We start from the raw sequence: 16,096 nt of genomic DNA, 5'->3' as shown, positions 1-16,096 counted from the left end.
TAATAAGGATAAGATAGTATGAATCAAATTGATAAGAAACCTAAAAGCTTTAGCTTTTGATTTAAATACGAACTAACTAAAGCACAAAAGATCTTCTTTTTTGTGTTTTGGTTAAATTTAGCAACAGTAATCTTTATTGTGCAAGAAGTTGTTGCTGAACTATTATCAAATGTTAATAGTGTGAATAACCTAAACAACTTTGTTGATGCTTATAAAACATTTGATAAGTTCACCAATCAAAGCAACTTTATCTTGTTAGTCTTTTCATTTTTCTATGTCTTTTTACCAAGACATAGTTTTCTTAAAAAAGATAAGTTTTTAGTTGCTAGTATCGTTTATATCTTATTTACCTTTTTTGGTTATAATATTATCTTGCAATTTGGCAGACTAGGTTATCGGTTTATTACAAACCCCACTAAATTAGCTAGAGGGTTGATGGTACACTTATTTAACCCCGTAACCTTTATTATTGCGGGTTTTTTAGCTTTTGTTTATTCACCAGCAAGAACAATTGGTAAGTTTCATACCTACTTAATCCCTGGGATTATTTATCCAATTATCTATGGAATCTATGTGATCTTAGTTCCTTATCTTTATAAAACAGCTGATGGTTCAGTTTATTCTGTTTATGGTGGGGTGACTAATGTGATTGAAAATCCTAAGATTGCTTGAGCAGCGATCATAGCACTTTTATTTGGTTATTTCCCATTAAGTTATTTCATCGTTTGGATCTCTTATGTAAAGATTTCTAAAAAATACATTGATTACCCTGCATCTTTAAGAAAGAGATCAATCAAATTCATTAAGTTCGAGATGAAGCCATAATCCTTAGATAGTAAATATGGATAAAAAAAACATACGTAATTTTAGTATTATTGCCCATATTGATCACGGTAAATCGACCCTATCTGATAGATTAATTGAGATCACTGAAACCGTATCTAAAAGAGAGATGAAAAACCAACTTTTAGATAGTATGGAACTTGAGCGTGAACGTGGGATTACGATCAAGCTTAATGCGGTTCAACTAAAGTTTAAAAGAAATAATCAAGACTATACTTTTCATTTGATTGACACCCCTGGTCATGTTGACTTTACTTATGAAGTTTCACGAAGTTTAGCAGCTTGTGAAGCTGCTTTACTAGTGGTTGATGCTACCCAAGGTGTTCAAGCCCAAACGCTATCAAATGTTTATTTAGCACTTGAAAATAATTTAGAAATTATCCCAGTTATTAATAAGGTTGATTTACCTTCAGCTGATGTTGAACGGGTTAAGCGTGAGATTGAAACCAAAATTGGGATTGATTGTTCAGATGTGCCACTGATCTCAGCTAAAACTGGTTTAAATATCGACCAAGTTTTAGATGTAATTATCAAAAAAGTTCCATCACCTAAAAATGCTAATGATAACGATCCTTTAAAAGCTTTAATCTTTGATAGTTACTACGATCCACACAAAGGGGTTGTTTGTTTTATTAGGATCTTTGATGGCAAATTAAAGGTTGGTGATGAGATCTTATTTATGGCTAACAATGTTAAATACATTGTTACCGAAGTTGGGATTAAAAATCCCAATATGCAAAGCCGTGCTTATTTAGAAGCTGGTGAAGTAGGTTATGTTACTGCTTCTATTAAAACGATTCGCGATGTGCATGTTGGTGACACGATTACTAATGCTAACAACCCATGTGATAAACCATTGGTTGGATATCGTAAGGTTAGTTCGATGGTTTATGCTGGTTTATATCCAGTTGATACTGCAGATTATCAAAACCTTAAAGTGGCAATGGAAAAGATCGTTTTAACTGATGCTGCACTAGAGTATGAATACGAAACTTCTAATGCTTTAGGTTTTGGGGTACGTTGTGGGTTTTTAGGTCTATTACATATGGACGTTATTCGCGAAAGAATTGTTCGAGAATATAATATCCCACTAATCTTATTAGCCCCTTCAGTTATGTATAAGTGTTATTTAACTGATGGGCAAGAGTTAAAGGTTGATAATCCAGCAAACATGCCAGAACGTAACCGAATCAAAAGCATGCTTGAACCTTATGTTAAATTAAGTATCTCAACACCCGATGAATTTATCGGACCAATCATGGAATTATGTCAAAATTTCCGTGGAGAATACATGGAATTATCTGAGATTGATAGTTCAAGAAAAGTCTTGGTTTATGAGATTCCTTTAGCTGAAATTATCTATTCGTTCTTTGATAAACTTAAATCTGTTACCAAGGGTTATGCGTCTTTAGATTACGAACTAATTGGTTATCGTGATTCTAATTTAGTTAAAGTGGATATTTTATTAAATGGACAAAAAGTTGATGCTTTATCATTTATTAGTCACACCCAATTTGTTTATCAAAAAGCAAAGAAAATCGTTGAAAAATTAAAAACTTTAATCCCAAGACACTTGTTTGAAATCCCAATTCAAGCTGCAGTTGGTTCTAAGATCATCTCGCGTGAAACAATTAAAGCGATGCGCAAAAACGTTTTAGCTAAATGTTATGGTGGTGACGTGTCAAGAAAGAAAAAACTTCTAGAACAACAAAAAGAAGGTAAAAAGCGCCTTAAAGCAATCGGATCAGTTCAGATCCCGCAAGAAACATTCTCAAAATTATTACAAGACGATGAATAATCAATTCGATTGGTTACTAGTACAACTAAGTAACCAAGCTAGCATAGTTTTATCAGAAAGGTATAAGATTTCATTAATCATTAATGTAGTCTTATTTTTATTTGCATTAATAATAAGTATCATCTTTTTTTGAAGAATCAAATTTGAAAACAAGGGTTATAAGAAACTCTTTGTTTTTTATTCAATTTTTTGATTACCGATCTTTCTGGTTCGAAGCTATCGCGGAACGTTACATAATGATCTAGCACTAGATCGTAATTTATTATTTTTACCATTAAGTTTATATGGTTTTGTTGGGATTTTTTTCAGACCGCTTTTTGATTATTTAGGGATCAGATTTAAATCACGAAAAAAGGTTGTTTTTGCCGCACTTTTATTACAATTAGCAACTTTTATTCCGATTATTATTAAACCTAGTTTTGCTACTAATTTAATCCAAACAATTGGTGTGGGAATTGCAGCATCGTGTATTGGTTCTTTTTCTCTTTGATTTAACGAACAGCATGCTAAAGAAAAGCCGTTTTTAGCGATCTCAATCTTATCAATTCCACCATTAATTGCTGATTTTGTGGCTTCTCCAGTTCAATCACTAGTTCGTACGCTTGCAATTACAACACAAAGAACAGCAGATGTAAACATTACAAAATACCTGTGATTAATCGGTCTAATTGTGATCTTGATAAATATCGTTTTCTGATGATTTTTACGGGAAAATCCACAATTTGTTGGTCTAAAAAAACACGATCCAAAAGATATTATCGATGGATCACCAAACAAGATATACTGTTTTATTGTTGTGATCTTATTTGCTGGAATTGTCATCTTTACCAAGTTTGCTACTGCAGACGGAATTGCACAAATTACTTTACAACAATTAGTAGGTAATAGTAATAGTGCTCCATATGAAGGTTATTTATCAAGTGTGTTTAGTGCTGCTCAACTACTCGGCGGGGTCTTAATGGGCGTTGTTGGTGTTAAATATTTTGACAAATGAATGGTTGCACTAATTGGTAGTATATTCTTTGTCTTGTATAACACTTCAATGATCTTATTAATTAATTCAACTTCAGTTCCAACATTAACTAAAGGTGGAATCTATTTAGGGATTCAAGCAATCTCAGGTTTTGGTTATGGCATCTTATATAACTTATTAATAGCCCATGCACTATCTTATGGTTTTAAAAACAATAAGATCACCCCAATCGGGATTAACCAAACAATGGCATCGATTGCAATTACATCAGCTAATTTCTTTACAACATTTATAAGAGATAAGATCTCTTCAGATTTTGCAAAAGCTAATACTGTAATTTCATATATCTTAATAGGTACAGTTTTAGCAGGTTTAAGCTTATACTTTTTTAATAGTTGGATCGATCATGATAAGAAGCTCAAACCTATTTTTTGAATCAAATCTTTTAAATCTTGTATTTAAAAAGATAAACGAATCCAATAATTCGGTTAAGCGAATTTTTTAGTAGATTATAATAATATTAAATGTTTTGCCTAAAATGATAAAAGGCACGGAATTTATTGTGGCTAAAAAGACTAAAAATAAGAAAAAAAATCATTTCGAAGATATACAAACTACTAACGACATTAACGAAGAAGAATCAGAAGCAATATTTGGTAATCTCTACGATGGTGCTGATGAAGTTTTACCAGCGTCATTAGCCTATGAAAACGGCCAATTACCTGAAGATGGTTCAATTCAAGTAGCCTTTGATGCAGATGATAATGCTTATTACATTTCATATGACCCTGAGAATGAAATTTTCATAGAGCCATATGAAAAGTATGAACTAGATGTGTCTGCCTTATACGATGCAGAAGGTAATCCTTTTGATTTCTTTGCAAATTATCATGTTGAAGGTGCTGAAACATCACAAGAAGAAGAATCAGGTGAATACTGAGAACAATTCGTTGGTGTCGAAGGTTATGGTTACTATGATGAGAATGAAGAATGAGTTTGAACTGGTTACTTCGATGAAGACAATAAATTCATCCCTAATGAAGAAGAAAAGCCTGCTGAAGTTGAAGCTTTAGAAGAAGAGTCAGAAGCAACTGAAGAAGTAGTTGAACAAGAGCCACAAGAAGAAGTTCAAGCTGAAGAAGTTGTTGAAGAACCAGTTTCTCAAGAGCAACCTGAAGAAGAAGTTGCCGCTGAAGAATACGCAGAAGCAGCCCAAGAAGAATACGAAGAACAACCAGAATCAGAACAAGAAGGATCAGGTGAATACTGAGAACAATTCGTTGGTGTTGAAGGTTATGGTTATTATGACGAAAACAATGACTGAGTTTGAACAGGTTACTTTGATGAAAATAACAACTTTGTTCCAGATCAATACTATGACGAAGATGCAGCAGTTGCTGGTGATGAACAAGTAGAAGAATATTCAGCTCAACAAGAACAAGTCCAAGAAGAATACGAACAACAACCTGAACAAGAAGGATCAGGCGAATACTGAGAACAATTCGTTGGTGTTGAAGGCTATGGTTATTACGATGAAAACAATGACTGAGTTTGAACAGGTTACTTTGATGAAAACAATAACTTTGTTCCAGATCAATACTATGACGAGTATGCTCAGCCAGTTAGTGAAGAACAATACTCTGAATCTGTAAGTGAAGAACAAGAACCTGCTAGTGAAGAACAGGTAGCAGAAGAACCTGCTCAAGTAGAAGAAGTAGCTGTTGAACAAGTGCCAGAAGAAACTCAACCTGAACAAGTACAAGAAAAAGTTCAAGCTTACGAACACGTAGAAGAACAACAACCAGAAGAAGTTTTTGCTGATGCTATTGATGAGCATTATGACGAAATTACTCATGTTGAAGATAAAGCTGTTGAAGAAGAACAGATTCAAACTGATAATGTTGTTTCTAGTGATGAAATCAATTGAAGCAACTACGTTGGTAACGAAGATTACGGATACTACGACGAAAATAACGAATGAGTATGAAAAGGCTACTTTAATGAGTATGGAATGTTCATTCCTCAGGAAGAAGATTACACCGACTCAATTCCAGTAGACGAACAACCTGTAGAACAAACAGCTGATTTAGCTGAACAAAATGAAGAAGAAGTTATTGAAGAAACAACTGCAAGCGATGAGATCGTTCAAGTTGAAGAAGAAGTTGAATCTGAACCAGTTGTACCAACAGTTAGCGATGATCTTGTAGCTTTAGAACAACCTTTCGAATTTGATACGCAACAATTTGTTGGTAACATTGATTTTGGTTACTACGACGAGTCATCTGAATGAATTTGAACTGGACATTTCGATAAAGATGGTAAGTTCTTTGACTTCGATGGTAATTTAGTTTACAGTCCACAAGAAGGTGTTAAACCAGTTGAAGTACCTAAACCAACTGATCTAACAAATCAGATCCCTCAAAACGCTTTAGTGGTAGCTGAACCTGATGTGTTCTCTGAAGATACCATTCAACAAGTTGATGAAAGTCAGTTTGATGTTGGTGAAGAATTAGTGGTTCGTCGTTTATTAAACCCTGCATCAACACCAGTTCAACCACAAGAGCTGAATATTAAACCTGTCTTTGAAGAAGAAAAACTGAATTTACCGGTTCTTGCTAATGAAGTTAGTCTTCAACCACAAGTTGATTATTCAAAACGCAGTGATTTTGATCAGTTAGTAACTCAAACTCCTGTAGTTTTAGAAGATGTTGTTGCTGATGATCTAATTAGTGTTGATACAAAAGGTTTTGTTCCTGAATTATCACAACCAACATTTGCTCCTAAAGCTGTAAGTCAAGATCAATTCAAGTTAGTACAACCAGTAGTTAGTCAACCTAAATTTGATCAGATTACTCATCTAACTGATGAGATTAAGATGGATGTTAATGTTACATCATCAGATGTTGATGTTCAACCTATCCAAATTAATCCATCTCTAGAAGTTGCTTCTGAGCCTTCTAAATTAGATATCTTTGTTAAGAAACCTGCTGTTGAACTTAAGAAGATCGAATTCATTGAACCAGTATCTGAAAAGATTGATCTTCAGATCTTTGAACAACAAGAAATTGTAACTAAACCAGTTTCAACTATTCAAAAACCAACATATACCGATGAAACTGTATCAGTAAGCGTTAATGCAATTGATGAAACAACATCTGAAACTGATACGATTGTTCAAGTTACTCCTACAACTAGTGAAGCATCTGATTTTGATATCAACAAGATCTTAAACACTAAACCAGTTGAAACTATTACTGTCGAACTACCAAAAGATGAACCTAAATTAGTAACTGGAGTTCATGTAAGTTTAGTTGATGTTGAAGCTAAACCAGTTGAAGAGATCGTTAAGTTTGATTCACCTAAACCAAGTGTTAGTGAAGTTGTAGTTGAAAAAGAAGACAAACTAACTTTAGTTGAAGAAGAACCATTCTTCAACAAGTTCATTGGCAATGAACAATACGGTTATTACAATAATAAAAACGTTTGAATCTGAACTGGTTATTTTGATGACCAAAATAATTTCGTTTCAGACAAAGATAGTAAAACCCAAAAAGTTGATCAACTAATTGAAGAATTCAATAAGCAAGAAGCGATCAAGAAAACTGAAGAAGTTGAAGCTAAAAAAGCAAGTGAACCATTCTATAACAAATACATTGGTAATAAACAATTTGGTTATTACAATGATAAGAATGTTTGAATTTGAAACGGTTACTTTGATGAAAATGATCAGTTTGTCCCTGATCAATCATGAACTAAGAGATCAGAAAAACTAATTGAAGACGAATTACAAAAACAACGTATTCACGAACTTGAATTAGAACTAGCTCAAGCACAACAAGCGATCCTTGAATCAACTAAATTAAAAGATCAAGAAGTAGCTAAGATTAAAGAAGAAGTACTAAAAGTTCAACAAGAAGCGATTAAAGCTAAAGAAGTAGCTACACTAAGAAACTTCGTTCCAAAAGGAAGTCCGTTACTAAATCCAGCTAAAGAAGTTGAAAATTCAATGATCGTTTATCAAGAAGATAAGTTAGAAGTAAATGATCTACGTAATGAACTAAGTAAACTTAAAACTCAAAGAGAAGAGTTTGATAACTTTAGTAAGATCCGCGATCTAGATGTAATTAATCTATACAACGCATCAACATCTCACCGTGGTATGGATTATGTGTTCTCTGGGTTTGAGAAAAAAGAAGAACAGTTCGTTAAAAAACCATTACACTTCTTAGAAGAAGTGAAGGCTGATCCTGTTCAAGTTGCTAAAGAAGAAACGATCAGCAACCTTGATCAGTTATTAAAACAAGATCCACACCTATTGTTAGCTAAAAAAACTGATAAATCAGTAAGCCCACAAGCTAGCTTAACTGTTTTAGCTGATCAGAAAGAAGTTGAATTAACTCAGCAAGCTGTTAGAAAACAAGCTGAAGCGATTGAAGCTGAACGTGTTGATGTGATTAAGCCACTTGAACAAGTTCAACTAAACCAATCAAGATCATTATTAGATGACTTAACACCTAAGTTTGAAGTTAAACCATCATTAATCAAAGATGATGTAATTCAACCTAAATACAACGATGATCTTGAACCGATTGAACAACTTCAATTTAAGCAAGAACGATCATTATTAGATGATTATATGCCTAAGTTTGATGATCAAGGATTATTCAGCAAGGTTGAATTCAAATTACCAACAGTAAATAAAGAATATCGTCCAAAAGTTGAACCGATTGATGTAATCAAACCACTTGAACCAGTTCGAATTAATAAAGAACGATCATTATTAGATGATTATCTTCCTCCTAAATTGAATGCTCAACCAACTTTTGAGAAAACTGAACTTGATTTAGGTTTAGAAAAACCATTAGCTAATGGTGAGTTATACGAAGAATTAAAAGCCGAATTCTCAACTACTATAACTCCAGCTGATTCAAAAGATATGATCGATCAATTATTAGAAGAAACTAATGATTTAATCACTTCTTCTACCCAAACCCGATCAACCAAGATTCATTCATTCAGCAAATCTCCACTAAAAACTGAACCAGAACCAATCTTAGATACGAAGTTTGATGATAAGTTCATCGAATTAGATGAAAACCAAGGATTTGATCAACTAATCGTTGAAAGCGATGATGAACTACTTACTGATGTAGTTCAAGAACAAGTAAGCGTAAACCAAATTGCTGTAACCAATGAAGAGTACAAAAAGGATATGGCAGAATTGAAAGAGTTTTTAGAAAAACGTTCAGAAGAACTATTCAAACAATACTTTAGTAAATTTGAAGAATTAACTAAACTACAAATGGAATCGTTCAACCAAATCAAGAATGAACTACGTTCAGAGATGAATGAAATCCGTGATGAGGTTAGATCTAACAAATTAGCATTAACTTCTGAAATTACCGAAGAAATTTATCCTTCAGCACCAAAAGTTTCAAGAAAACAAAGAGGTGTTCATGGCTTTAGTGAACCAACTAGTGAATTCGATTTTGATAACTCATTATCATTAGTTAATGGAAATAACTACGATTTATATGAATTATTAGATCGTATCATTAATTACGAAGATGTTCCATTAACATCAAGTAATCTGTTTAAAGCTGAAGAATACCAAGCTAAAGTAAAACAAAGTGTTTATAATATCAAGCTGATTCTGAAAAATTCTGAAGCAGAAGCAACTAAGAATTACAACTACATCTTATCAACACTGAAAAACGAGATCACTTTATTACAAAAAGATCTACCGATCATCAGCTCACAACTTAATAAGTTACAACACGATTTAAGAGCTAAACAACTTAACCGTGGTGACTATAAATTTGTTCAAGAACAAATTCAAGAGTTACGTGCTGAACACGCTAATAAAACTAGAGCTATCAGCTTCTACAACAAGAAGGTGAGTGATCTGAAATCAATTTACGCACAACAAATTAGAAAGATTAAATCTGATTACAAGAAGATTAGTGATCTAGCTAATAAACGTAAAGTATCTAGTGATTACATCGATCAAGCACTTCAAAGTTTTGAAACTGCAAGAGTTTCTCAACCAAATATCAAAGGTAACTACGAACAACTATACCGTAACCAATTACAACAAAATGTAAATGCTAATTATGGTAACTTCAGACGTTATGATCCATTAATTGAGAACCACGGTTATGAATACTTCTCTAACCACCAACCAAGAGAGTTCTTTAGTGAACTTGAAAGTATTGATAATGATATCTTCAGTTCTAATGATCTAATCTATTCAAACCGTAATACTTATCTAGATGAAAACTTTAGAATTAATGATTACGAACTAACAAGTAACTTTAATGATATCGATGCAATCTATGGAATGGATAAGTTAAGATTACCTCCGTTTGAACCAAGTAATTTAGTTAATGATATGGAATTCAACAGTTCGTTTGATATTGATTTCGATACTGATTTTTAGAAATCCTTGTATAATATATCATTAATAGCAAAACTCAAAAACAAGCATGAATAATGAGCAAACTAAAACGCTAGACTTAGGGATTAATGCTAACCATAATAGTTATGGTAGTATTAATGCGCCTTCAAGAGCTGCTCAGATCCAAGAAAAAGAGTACAGCGGCGTTTTTAATCCAGGCTCATTAGAGGTTACCAACCTTAAAGAAGAATCAGCTCAAAGCCTGAATAATTTAGAACGATCAATTCCTTGATTTTATAAGCGGGAGATCTTTTATAACACTCTAGATTTAATCTTTGGGTTGTTAGTTATTCTTGGGTTTGGTACTGGACTGATCTTATTGTGTCTATATATTTATTTCAACAATAAGTCATGACATATTGTTTGAGCAGCGCTTCCGTTTGGGATCTTAGCGTTGTTTATTGGCTATCGCACGATTAGCAGCTATGCTAATATTAAGGGCGGATTAAAGCACGAATATATCTTTAGTAAGGCTCAGATCGCAGTTAATATCAAACGTGCTTATAAGAATCTAAGATTAATCCCAGTTAATATGAACTGGTTATCAGCTGCAATCTATCTTACGATCACGATTGCAATTATTGTAACGTTAGTCTCTGCATTTGCGATTAATTTAATTACGATTGCCAATTTAAACCAGGAGTTCACTAGAGAGCAAATCAATGCGGCTAAAACCTTTGGTTATCTATACGTATTAAAAGCTAATAGTGAACTAGATAAGTGACCTTTATATTCAATTATTGTGAATGGAACAATAGGTATTGGGACACTGATTTTACAGATCTATTTAATTATTAATAGTTCAATTAGAGCTAGAGCTATTGAAAACTTCTATGGTAAGATGCCAATTGAAGAAGAAGATATGCACCGCGCAATTGTTGCAGCGAATAAAAGAAACTTCAAGATCTTTTTAGTTTATCTAATTATCATAGGTTTAGTGGTTTTATTAGTGAAAAAGATCATCACTGGATCACTAAGTGCGATTAATAAGAAGAAAGTTATATCAATAAAATAATGAGTGACTTAGATAAGAACAAACAATTAAAACTAATTGGCATTGATCTGGACGGTACCTTATTATCAATTCGTAAAAAAGTTACCAAAAAAGTAATTGGTTCATTATTAGAACTAAGAAAAAAACTTCCCAATATTGTGATTGCAATTATCACTGGACGATCATATCTAAGCGCTAAACGGGTTGTCAATGAACTACAAGAAGCAGGAGTAAAGATTAATTATCTTTGCTCTTATAATGGTTCAGTATTATTTAAAATTAACGAGCAATCTGAATTAATTAAATTAGATGAACATAGTATTGATTCACTAACCACTAAAGCAATCTTTGATTATTGCACAAAGAATAAGATCGTTTTTCAAGGTTATTTAGTTACTGATCAAGTTAATCGTAGTATAGTCTTATCAGATAATTTTAGTGGTAGATTAATTGCTTCTTTTAACAAAAACAAGAGTTTTTGTTCTAAAGATTTTGTTGATGGCAGATATTATAAGATTAATCTGATTAGCTCTAACCACAAACGATTAAAAAGATTTAATCAGTTTGTTTCTGAAAATTATTCCGATGATTTAGAAATTGCTAATATTTACCCGACTTTTTTAGAGATTACGACTAAAAATATTAATAAAGCATTTGCTTTAGCAAGTATCTGTGATTTAGAAAATATTAGTTTAGAACAAACCGCTGTCATCGGGGATTCACTTAATGATTATTCGATGTTTGAGATCGCTTCATATAAGTTTGCGATGAAGCGAGCTAATAAAAAATTAAAAGACATCTCAACATATATAGCTAGTTCAAGACGACACAATCAATTTAAAGAAATTATTCAAAAAACGATCGCGATCGTTGATGATGAGAAAAAATAATAGTTATTTGAGATAAAACTCAAAATCTAATCAAGATAATAATTCATTTGAACAATAATTATTGTCTTTTTTTTATCTAGTTGCAAGATCCGATTAAAGTTGATTGTGAGAGAATAACTCTTTAATAGACGAATAAAATTCTTATACAGGATGCGATATGTTTTTGCGAAAAAGGTATAGCTAAGAGCCAAAAAAATCTAAGAAGATATCTTGAAATTTATGCGTGGTTTTTGCGAAGAAAAAAAGATAGAAATCAAAATAAAATACTGAGATAAAATTGATAACAATATTTATCTCAGTATTTACAAACCTATTTAAGGGATATTTATTTTAATCAAAAATATTGTTTATAAAAAATAATAAAAATTACCGGTTATTTTACGAATTTTTAAGTGAACGTTTAATAATCTTATGAAAAAGTTCAAACGCAACACCGTGATCGTTATTATTGTATTTGGTGATGTATCTTGCTAATAATTTGGCACTTGAAATAGCATTCTTCATCGCATAACCAAAACGAGATTTTTGTAACATCTCAATATCATTTTCACCATCACCAAAAGTAACAACAAATTCTTTTGGAATTCCATAATAGCTACTTAGATAATCTAACGCATTTCCTTTATTAGCATAAACAGTATTAACTTCAATGATAATTCCTGATACAGGTAATGATCATTTTCTAACAACAAACGTACTAAAACATTCTTTTAATTGAAAGACTACTTCATCAATGTTGTGAGGGTTTTTAACTTGTAACAAAATTGCATTTGGATCTCGTCTTAAGTTTAGGATCTTATCTTGTCCGAATGTGCAATTATCCTTCCCATCAATATGAAAGCACTGTAACAACTCATCATGTTCTCTACTACTAACTGGTTTATTCATTATGTAAGTGCCTTCGTTATTCTCAACAATGAAATTATCAACCAGCTTGATAATTGATGTTTTATGTAAAAGATTTTTTACTATATCTTTAGAAAAACTTAAATTAATGGCTTTAAAGAAGCGATCTTTTGGATGTCAAATATAAGACCCGTTAAGGTTTGCCATTACAGTGTTTAAACCTAATTCGTTATAGATATCTATAGAAGCTCTTGAAGGTCTTCCGGTTGCAATACAAAAGTGGTGACCCAATTTATTAAGTAGCTTGATCACTTTGATCGTTTGGTAACTTAGCTTACTTTCATTATTTAAAAGTGTGCCATCCAAATCTGATATTATTAATAATTTTTTATTTTTCATGATTAAATAACCATTCCTAGTTTTTGATATACCTTTAATAAGGTTTTTTGTGCAATTGGTAAGAGTTTGTCTTTACCGCTCTTTAAGACTCTCATAACGTCTTCATCAGTTATTTTTTTCATATTGGTTTGAATATTATCTAAGATATTTCAGATCAGTTCGAATAGCTCTTCTTTAAAATCCTTATAGGATTTATTTTCAAAGTGCTTGATGATATCAATAGGAACTACTTCTTCATCTAAAGCTTTATTAAATTTTGCACTCTTTAAACCAAGATTAAAGTGATCATTAATAGCCCCGTAATAAATACTTACTAAGTTAGAAATCTCTGGTTGAGTCTTATAATCAAAATTAACTTTATTGAGGTTATCTGTTTTGGCTGATTTAATCTTACTTAACACTTCTTCTCTAGAATCATCTAGATTAATAATCCCTTTTTTAGATAAAGATGATTTGGACATCTTTTTACTAGGATCATTTAGATCCATAATTCTTGAACCAACTTTAGCAATAATTGGTTCTGGCACCTTAAAGAGTTCACCATATCTCTTATTCATTCTAATTGCGATATCTCTGGTAAGTTCTAAGTGTTGCTTTTGATCATCACCAACACATACATAATCAGATTGATAAAGTAAGATATCAGCAGCCATTAAAGTGGGATAAGTTAATAACCCTGTGGGAATCTTAATCGTTTGATTACTCTGAACAAACTTTTGCTTCTTATCTTTATATTGGGTCATTCTTTCCAATTCACCCATTGTTGTATGACACAACAAGACATGCCCTAGTGCAGCATGTTCATTAATCTCAGATTGTAAGAAAATGTTGTTCTTGTTTGTATCAAAACCACTTGCTAAATAAATTTTCACAAGTTCGATGATATTTTGTCTAGCTTGAGTAGGATCAAAATCGACTGTAATCGTATGTAAATTTGCCACAAATAAGTTTAGTTGATATTTGTTTTGCAAATTAATATTCTTTGAAATCGAACCTAAATAATTACCAATATGTAAAGATCCGGTTGACTGAATTCCTGATATTATCTTAATCATTATATAATTACAATATGTAAGATATATTATAAAGATATAAATATAAAACGATCTTGTGACAATTTCGATAGCATGACGAATAATCAAAATAGCCAGACGAACAATATAGTATTATTCATTACAGCATCATGTATTGGCTGTACGAGAGTTAGACGTTTCTTCAGAGAGTATAATATCCAGCACAAAGAGATTAATTTTTATAAAACAGCGATCGAAGAAAAATATTTTAATGACATTTTGTCATTAACTGAAAATGGTGTTTTTGATATTATTTCCACTAGATCTAAATATTTACAAAACAATAAAGTTAATATTGACGAACTGACGATTAGTCAACTAATTACTTTAGTTAATGAACACCCATCAATCTTAAAAAGACCGATCATCTTACAGTATGATAAATCAGGGATTCCTAAAAGATTGATGGTGGGATACAACTCAACTGATATTCGGGTCTTTTTAAGAGAAGTAGCTGATGTAAAAGCTTATTATCTAGACGAATACTGGTTTGATGATGAAAGTTCACCAAGTTCAAGAAAAGAAGATGAATAAAACATATTATTTAATCTCTTCATTAGCACCAAAATCAGAATCACTAAAACCGTTAATAAAAAAAGAACTAAATAAAAAGTTAGTTGAAGTTGATGATCCAACTGTAGCAGACTACTTATTTATTAATGGCGGTGATGGCACTTTTATTAAAAATGCAATCAAATATGACCGTGCTGGCTTAAAGATCATTGGGATCAATGGTGGTAGTCTGGGTTTTTATACGACGTTTAATGAAACCAACATTGATCAGATTGTCAATAATTTAGATCAGTTAAAATACACGCAATTAGATTTTATTAGGTTGCAGATCGATGATCAGATCCATCATGCTCTAAACGAATTTAATATTAATTCGACAACCGCTTATGGTTATGACATCTTTATTGATAATGAGTTTTATCAAAAGTTTAGGGGCACGGGGTTATTAATCTCAACAACCACTGGATCTACTGGGATTAATAAATCAGCAAATGGCGCAATCTTATTCCCTAGGATTAAAGCGATCCAGATGGTTGAACTATACCCATTATTACATTCGAGTTTTACCACGATTCAATCACCAATTATCTTACCGATTGATACGAAGATTAGAATCGAGATTAAAGAAAATTACTGCGATCATGATGCTTGTCCAAGAATTGTGGCTGATGGAGCTGTAATTAGACAAGGACTTAGTTCAACGACGATTGAGATTAGTGCAACAAGATCTCAAGCAGATTATGTTGCCACAACTGATCTTAGAAGCTACATGCAAAGATTGCAAAAAACGTTCATTTACTAATTCTAGTGGTTAGCTAAAATTAAAAAGCTTATAATTAGAAAAAATATCTAATATATTTTTGATTAATTCTATTAGACTTGTTTGTATTTCAAAATGAATAAATTTACTTGAATCTTTTTAAACATTATTACCTTTGGTATTCTAAAACTAGTAGCCACGAGAAAAGCTAAAAGAATTTCAAGTCAGATTAATCATGAATTAATTAAATCAGAAAAACTTCCCTTTGATCTTGACCAATTGATTAATATCTTAGGTGGACTTGAAAATATTCAAACCACCCAAGCCACGTTGAATATGATTAAAATCAACGTGGTTGATAAAACCAAAGTTAACCAAGATCAGATTAAAAGTCGCTTAAAAATTAATGGGATTATGTGAGCTAGTAACGACTTATCTTTGGTGTGTGGTGATTATGCTAGCAGTTTATCTGAACAGATTAACCAACTAAAAAATCGATAAAAAAATTGATCATTTTTTTAGTTAGATCATTAATCTTTATTAAGAACAC

At 31.9% G+C, this 16,096-nt stretch carries 11 protein-coding genes; 9 read left to right on the top strand and 2 right to left on the bottom strand.

The window, feature by feature from the left end:
* Positions 1–18: 18 nt before the first annotated feature.
* The 6 genes from D2833_RS03080 to D2833_RS03055 all read left to right on the top strand — a co-directional run bounded on the left by D2833_RS03080 (position 19) and on the right by D2833_RS03055 (position 11,955).
* Complete coding sequence (locus D2833_RS03080; protein WP_011113811.1) at positions 19–825, top strand: DUF1600 domain-containing protein; 807 nt, start codon at positions 19–21, stop codon at positions 823–825.
* A gap of 16 nt (positions 826–841) precedes the next feature.
* The gene (lepA, locus tag D2833_RS03075; protein ID WP_011113810.1) at positions 842–2,641 is read left to right on the top strand and encodes a translation elongation factor 4; all 1,800 of its coding nucleotides are present in this window, start codon (positions 842–844) and stop codon (positions 2,639–2,641) included.
* The gene (locus D2833_RS03070) at positions 2,634–4,076 is read left to right on the top strand and encodes an MFS transporter (protein ID WP_011113809.1); all 1,443 of its coding nucleotides are present in this window, start codon (positions 2,634–2,636) and stop codon (positions 4,074–4,076) included. The genes lepA and D2833_RS03070 overlap by 8 nt, the downstream gene beginning before the upstream one ends.
* 67 nt (positions 4,077–4,143) lie before the next feature.
* The gene (locus D2833_RS03065; protein WP_117274071.1) at positions 4,144–10,053 is read left to right on the top strand and encodes an EAGR box-containing protein; all 5,910 of its coding nucleotides are present in this window, start codon (positions 4,144–4,146) and stop codon (positions 10,051–10,053) included.
* A 46-nt stretch (positions 10,054–10,099) separates the two neighbouring features.
* Positions 10,100–11,086, top strand: a complete 987-nt coding sequence (locus D2833_RS03060; RefSeq protein WP_011113807.1) for an MSC_0882 family membrane protein — start codon at positions 10,100–10,102, stop codon at positions 11,084–11,086.
* Complete coding sequence (locus tag D2833_RS03055) at positions 11,086–11,955, top strand: Cof-type HAD-IIB family hydrolase (RefSeq protein WP_011113806.1); 870 nt, start codon at positions 11,086–11,088, stop codon at positions 11,953–11,955. Before D2833_RS03060 ends, D2833_RS03055 begins: the two co-directional genes overlap by 1 nt.
* Positions 11,956–12,333: 378 nt before the next feature.
* Here the strand turns inward: D2833_RS03055 and D2833_RS03050 are convergent, their stop codons facing one another.
* Complete coding sequence (locus D2833_RS03050) at positions 12,334–13,200, bottom strand: Cof-type HAD-IIB family hydrolase (RefSeq protein ID WP_011113805.1); 867 nt, start codon at positions 13,198–13,200, stop codon at positions 12,334–12,336.
* Between the two features lie 2 nt (positions 13,201–13,202).
* On the bottom strand, positions 13,203–14,342 hold the full coding sequence (gene trpS / locus D2833_RS03045) for a tryptophan--tRNA ligase (RefSeq protein ID WP_080512219.1): 1,140 nt from the start codon (positions 14,340–14,342) through the stop codon (positions 13,203–13,205).
* Between trpS and D2833_RS03040 the strand changes: the two genes are divergently transcribed.
* The 3 genes from D2833_RS03040 (at position 14,328) to D2833_RS03030 (ending at position 16,047) form a co-directional block, all read left to right on the top strand.
* Positions 14,328–14,807: a Spx/MgsR family RNA polymerase-binding regulatory protein gene (locus D2833_RS03040; protein ID WP_014574510.1), complete on the top strand. Its 480-nt coding sequence runs from the start codon at positions 14,328–14,330 to the stop codon at positions 14,805–14,807. The two genes, trpS and D2833_RS03040, sit on opposite strands and share 15 nt — an antisense overlap.
* Positions 14,764–15,588, top strand: a complete 825-nt coding sequence (locus D2833_RS03035; RefSeq protein WP_027333114.1) for an NAD(+) kinase — start codon at positions 14,764–14,766, stop codon at positions 15,586–15,588. Before D2833_RS03040 ends, D2833_RS03035 begins: the two co-directional genes overlap by 44 nt.
* 93 nt (positions 15,589–15,681) lie before the next feature.
* Positions 15,682–16,047: a PTS sugar transporter subunit IIA gene (locus tag D2833_RS03030; protein ID WP_225306608.1), complete on the top strand. Its 366-nt coding sequence runs from the start codon at positions 15,682–15,684 to the stop codon at positions 16,045–16,047.
* Positions 16,048–16,096: the final 49 nt, after the last annotated feature.

This window comes from Mycoplasmoides gallisepticum, from assembly GCF_900476085.1.
Taxonomy (GTDB): Bacteria; Bacillota_I; Bacilli_A; order Mycoplasmatales; family Mycoplasmoidaceae; genus Mycoplasmoides; species Mycoplasmoides gallisepticum.
This window is presented reverse-complemented; position numbering and strand designations above follow the sequence as displayed.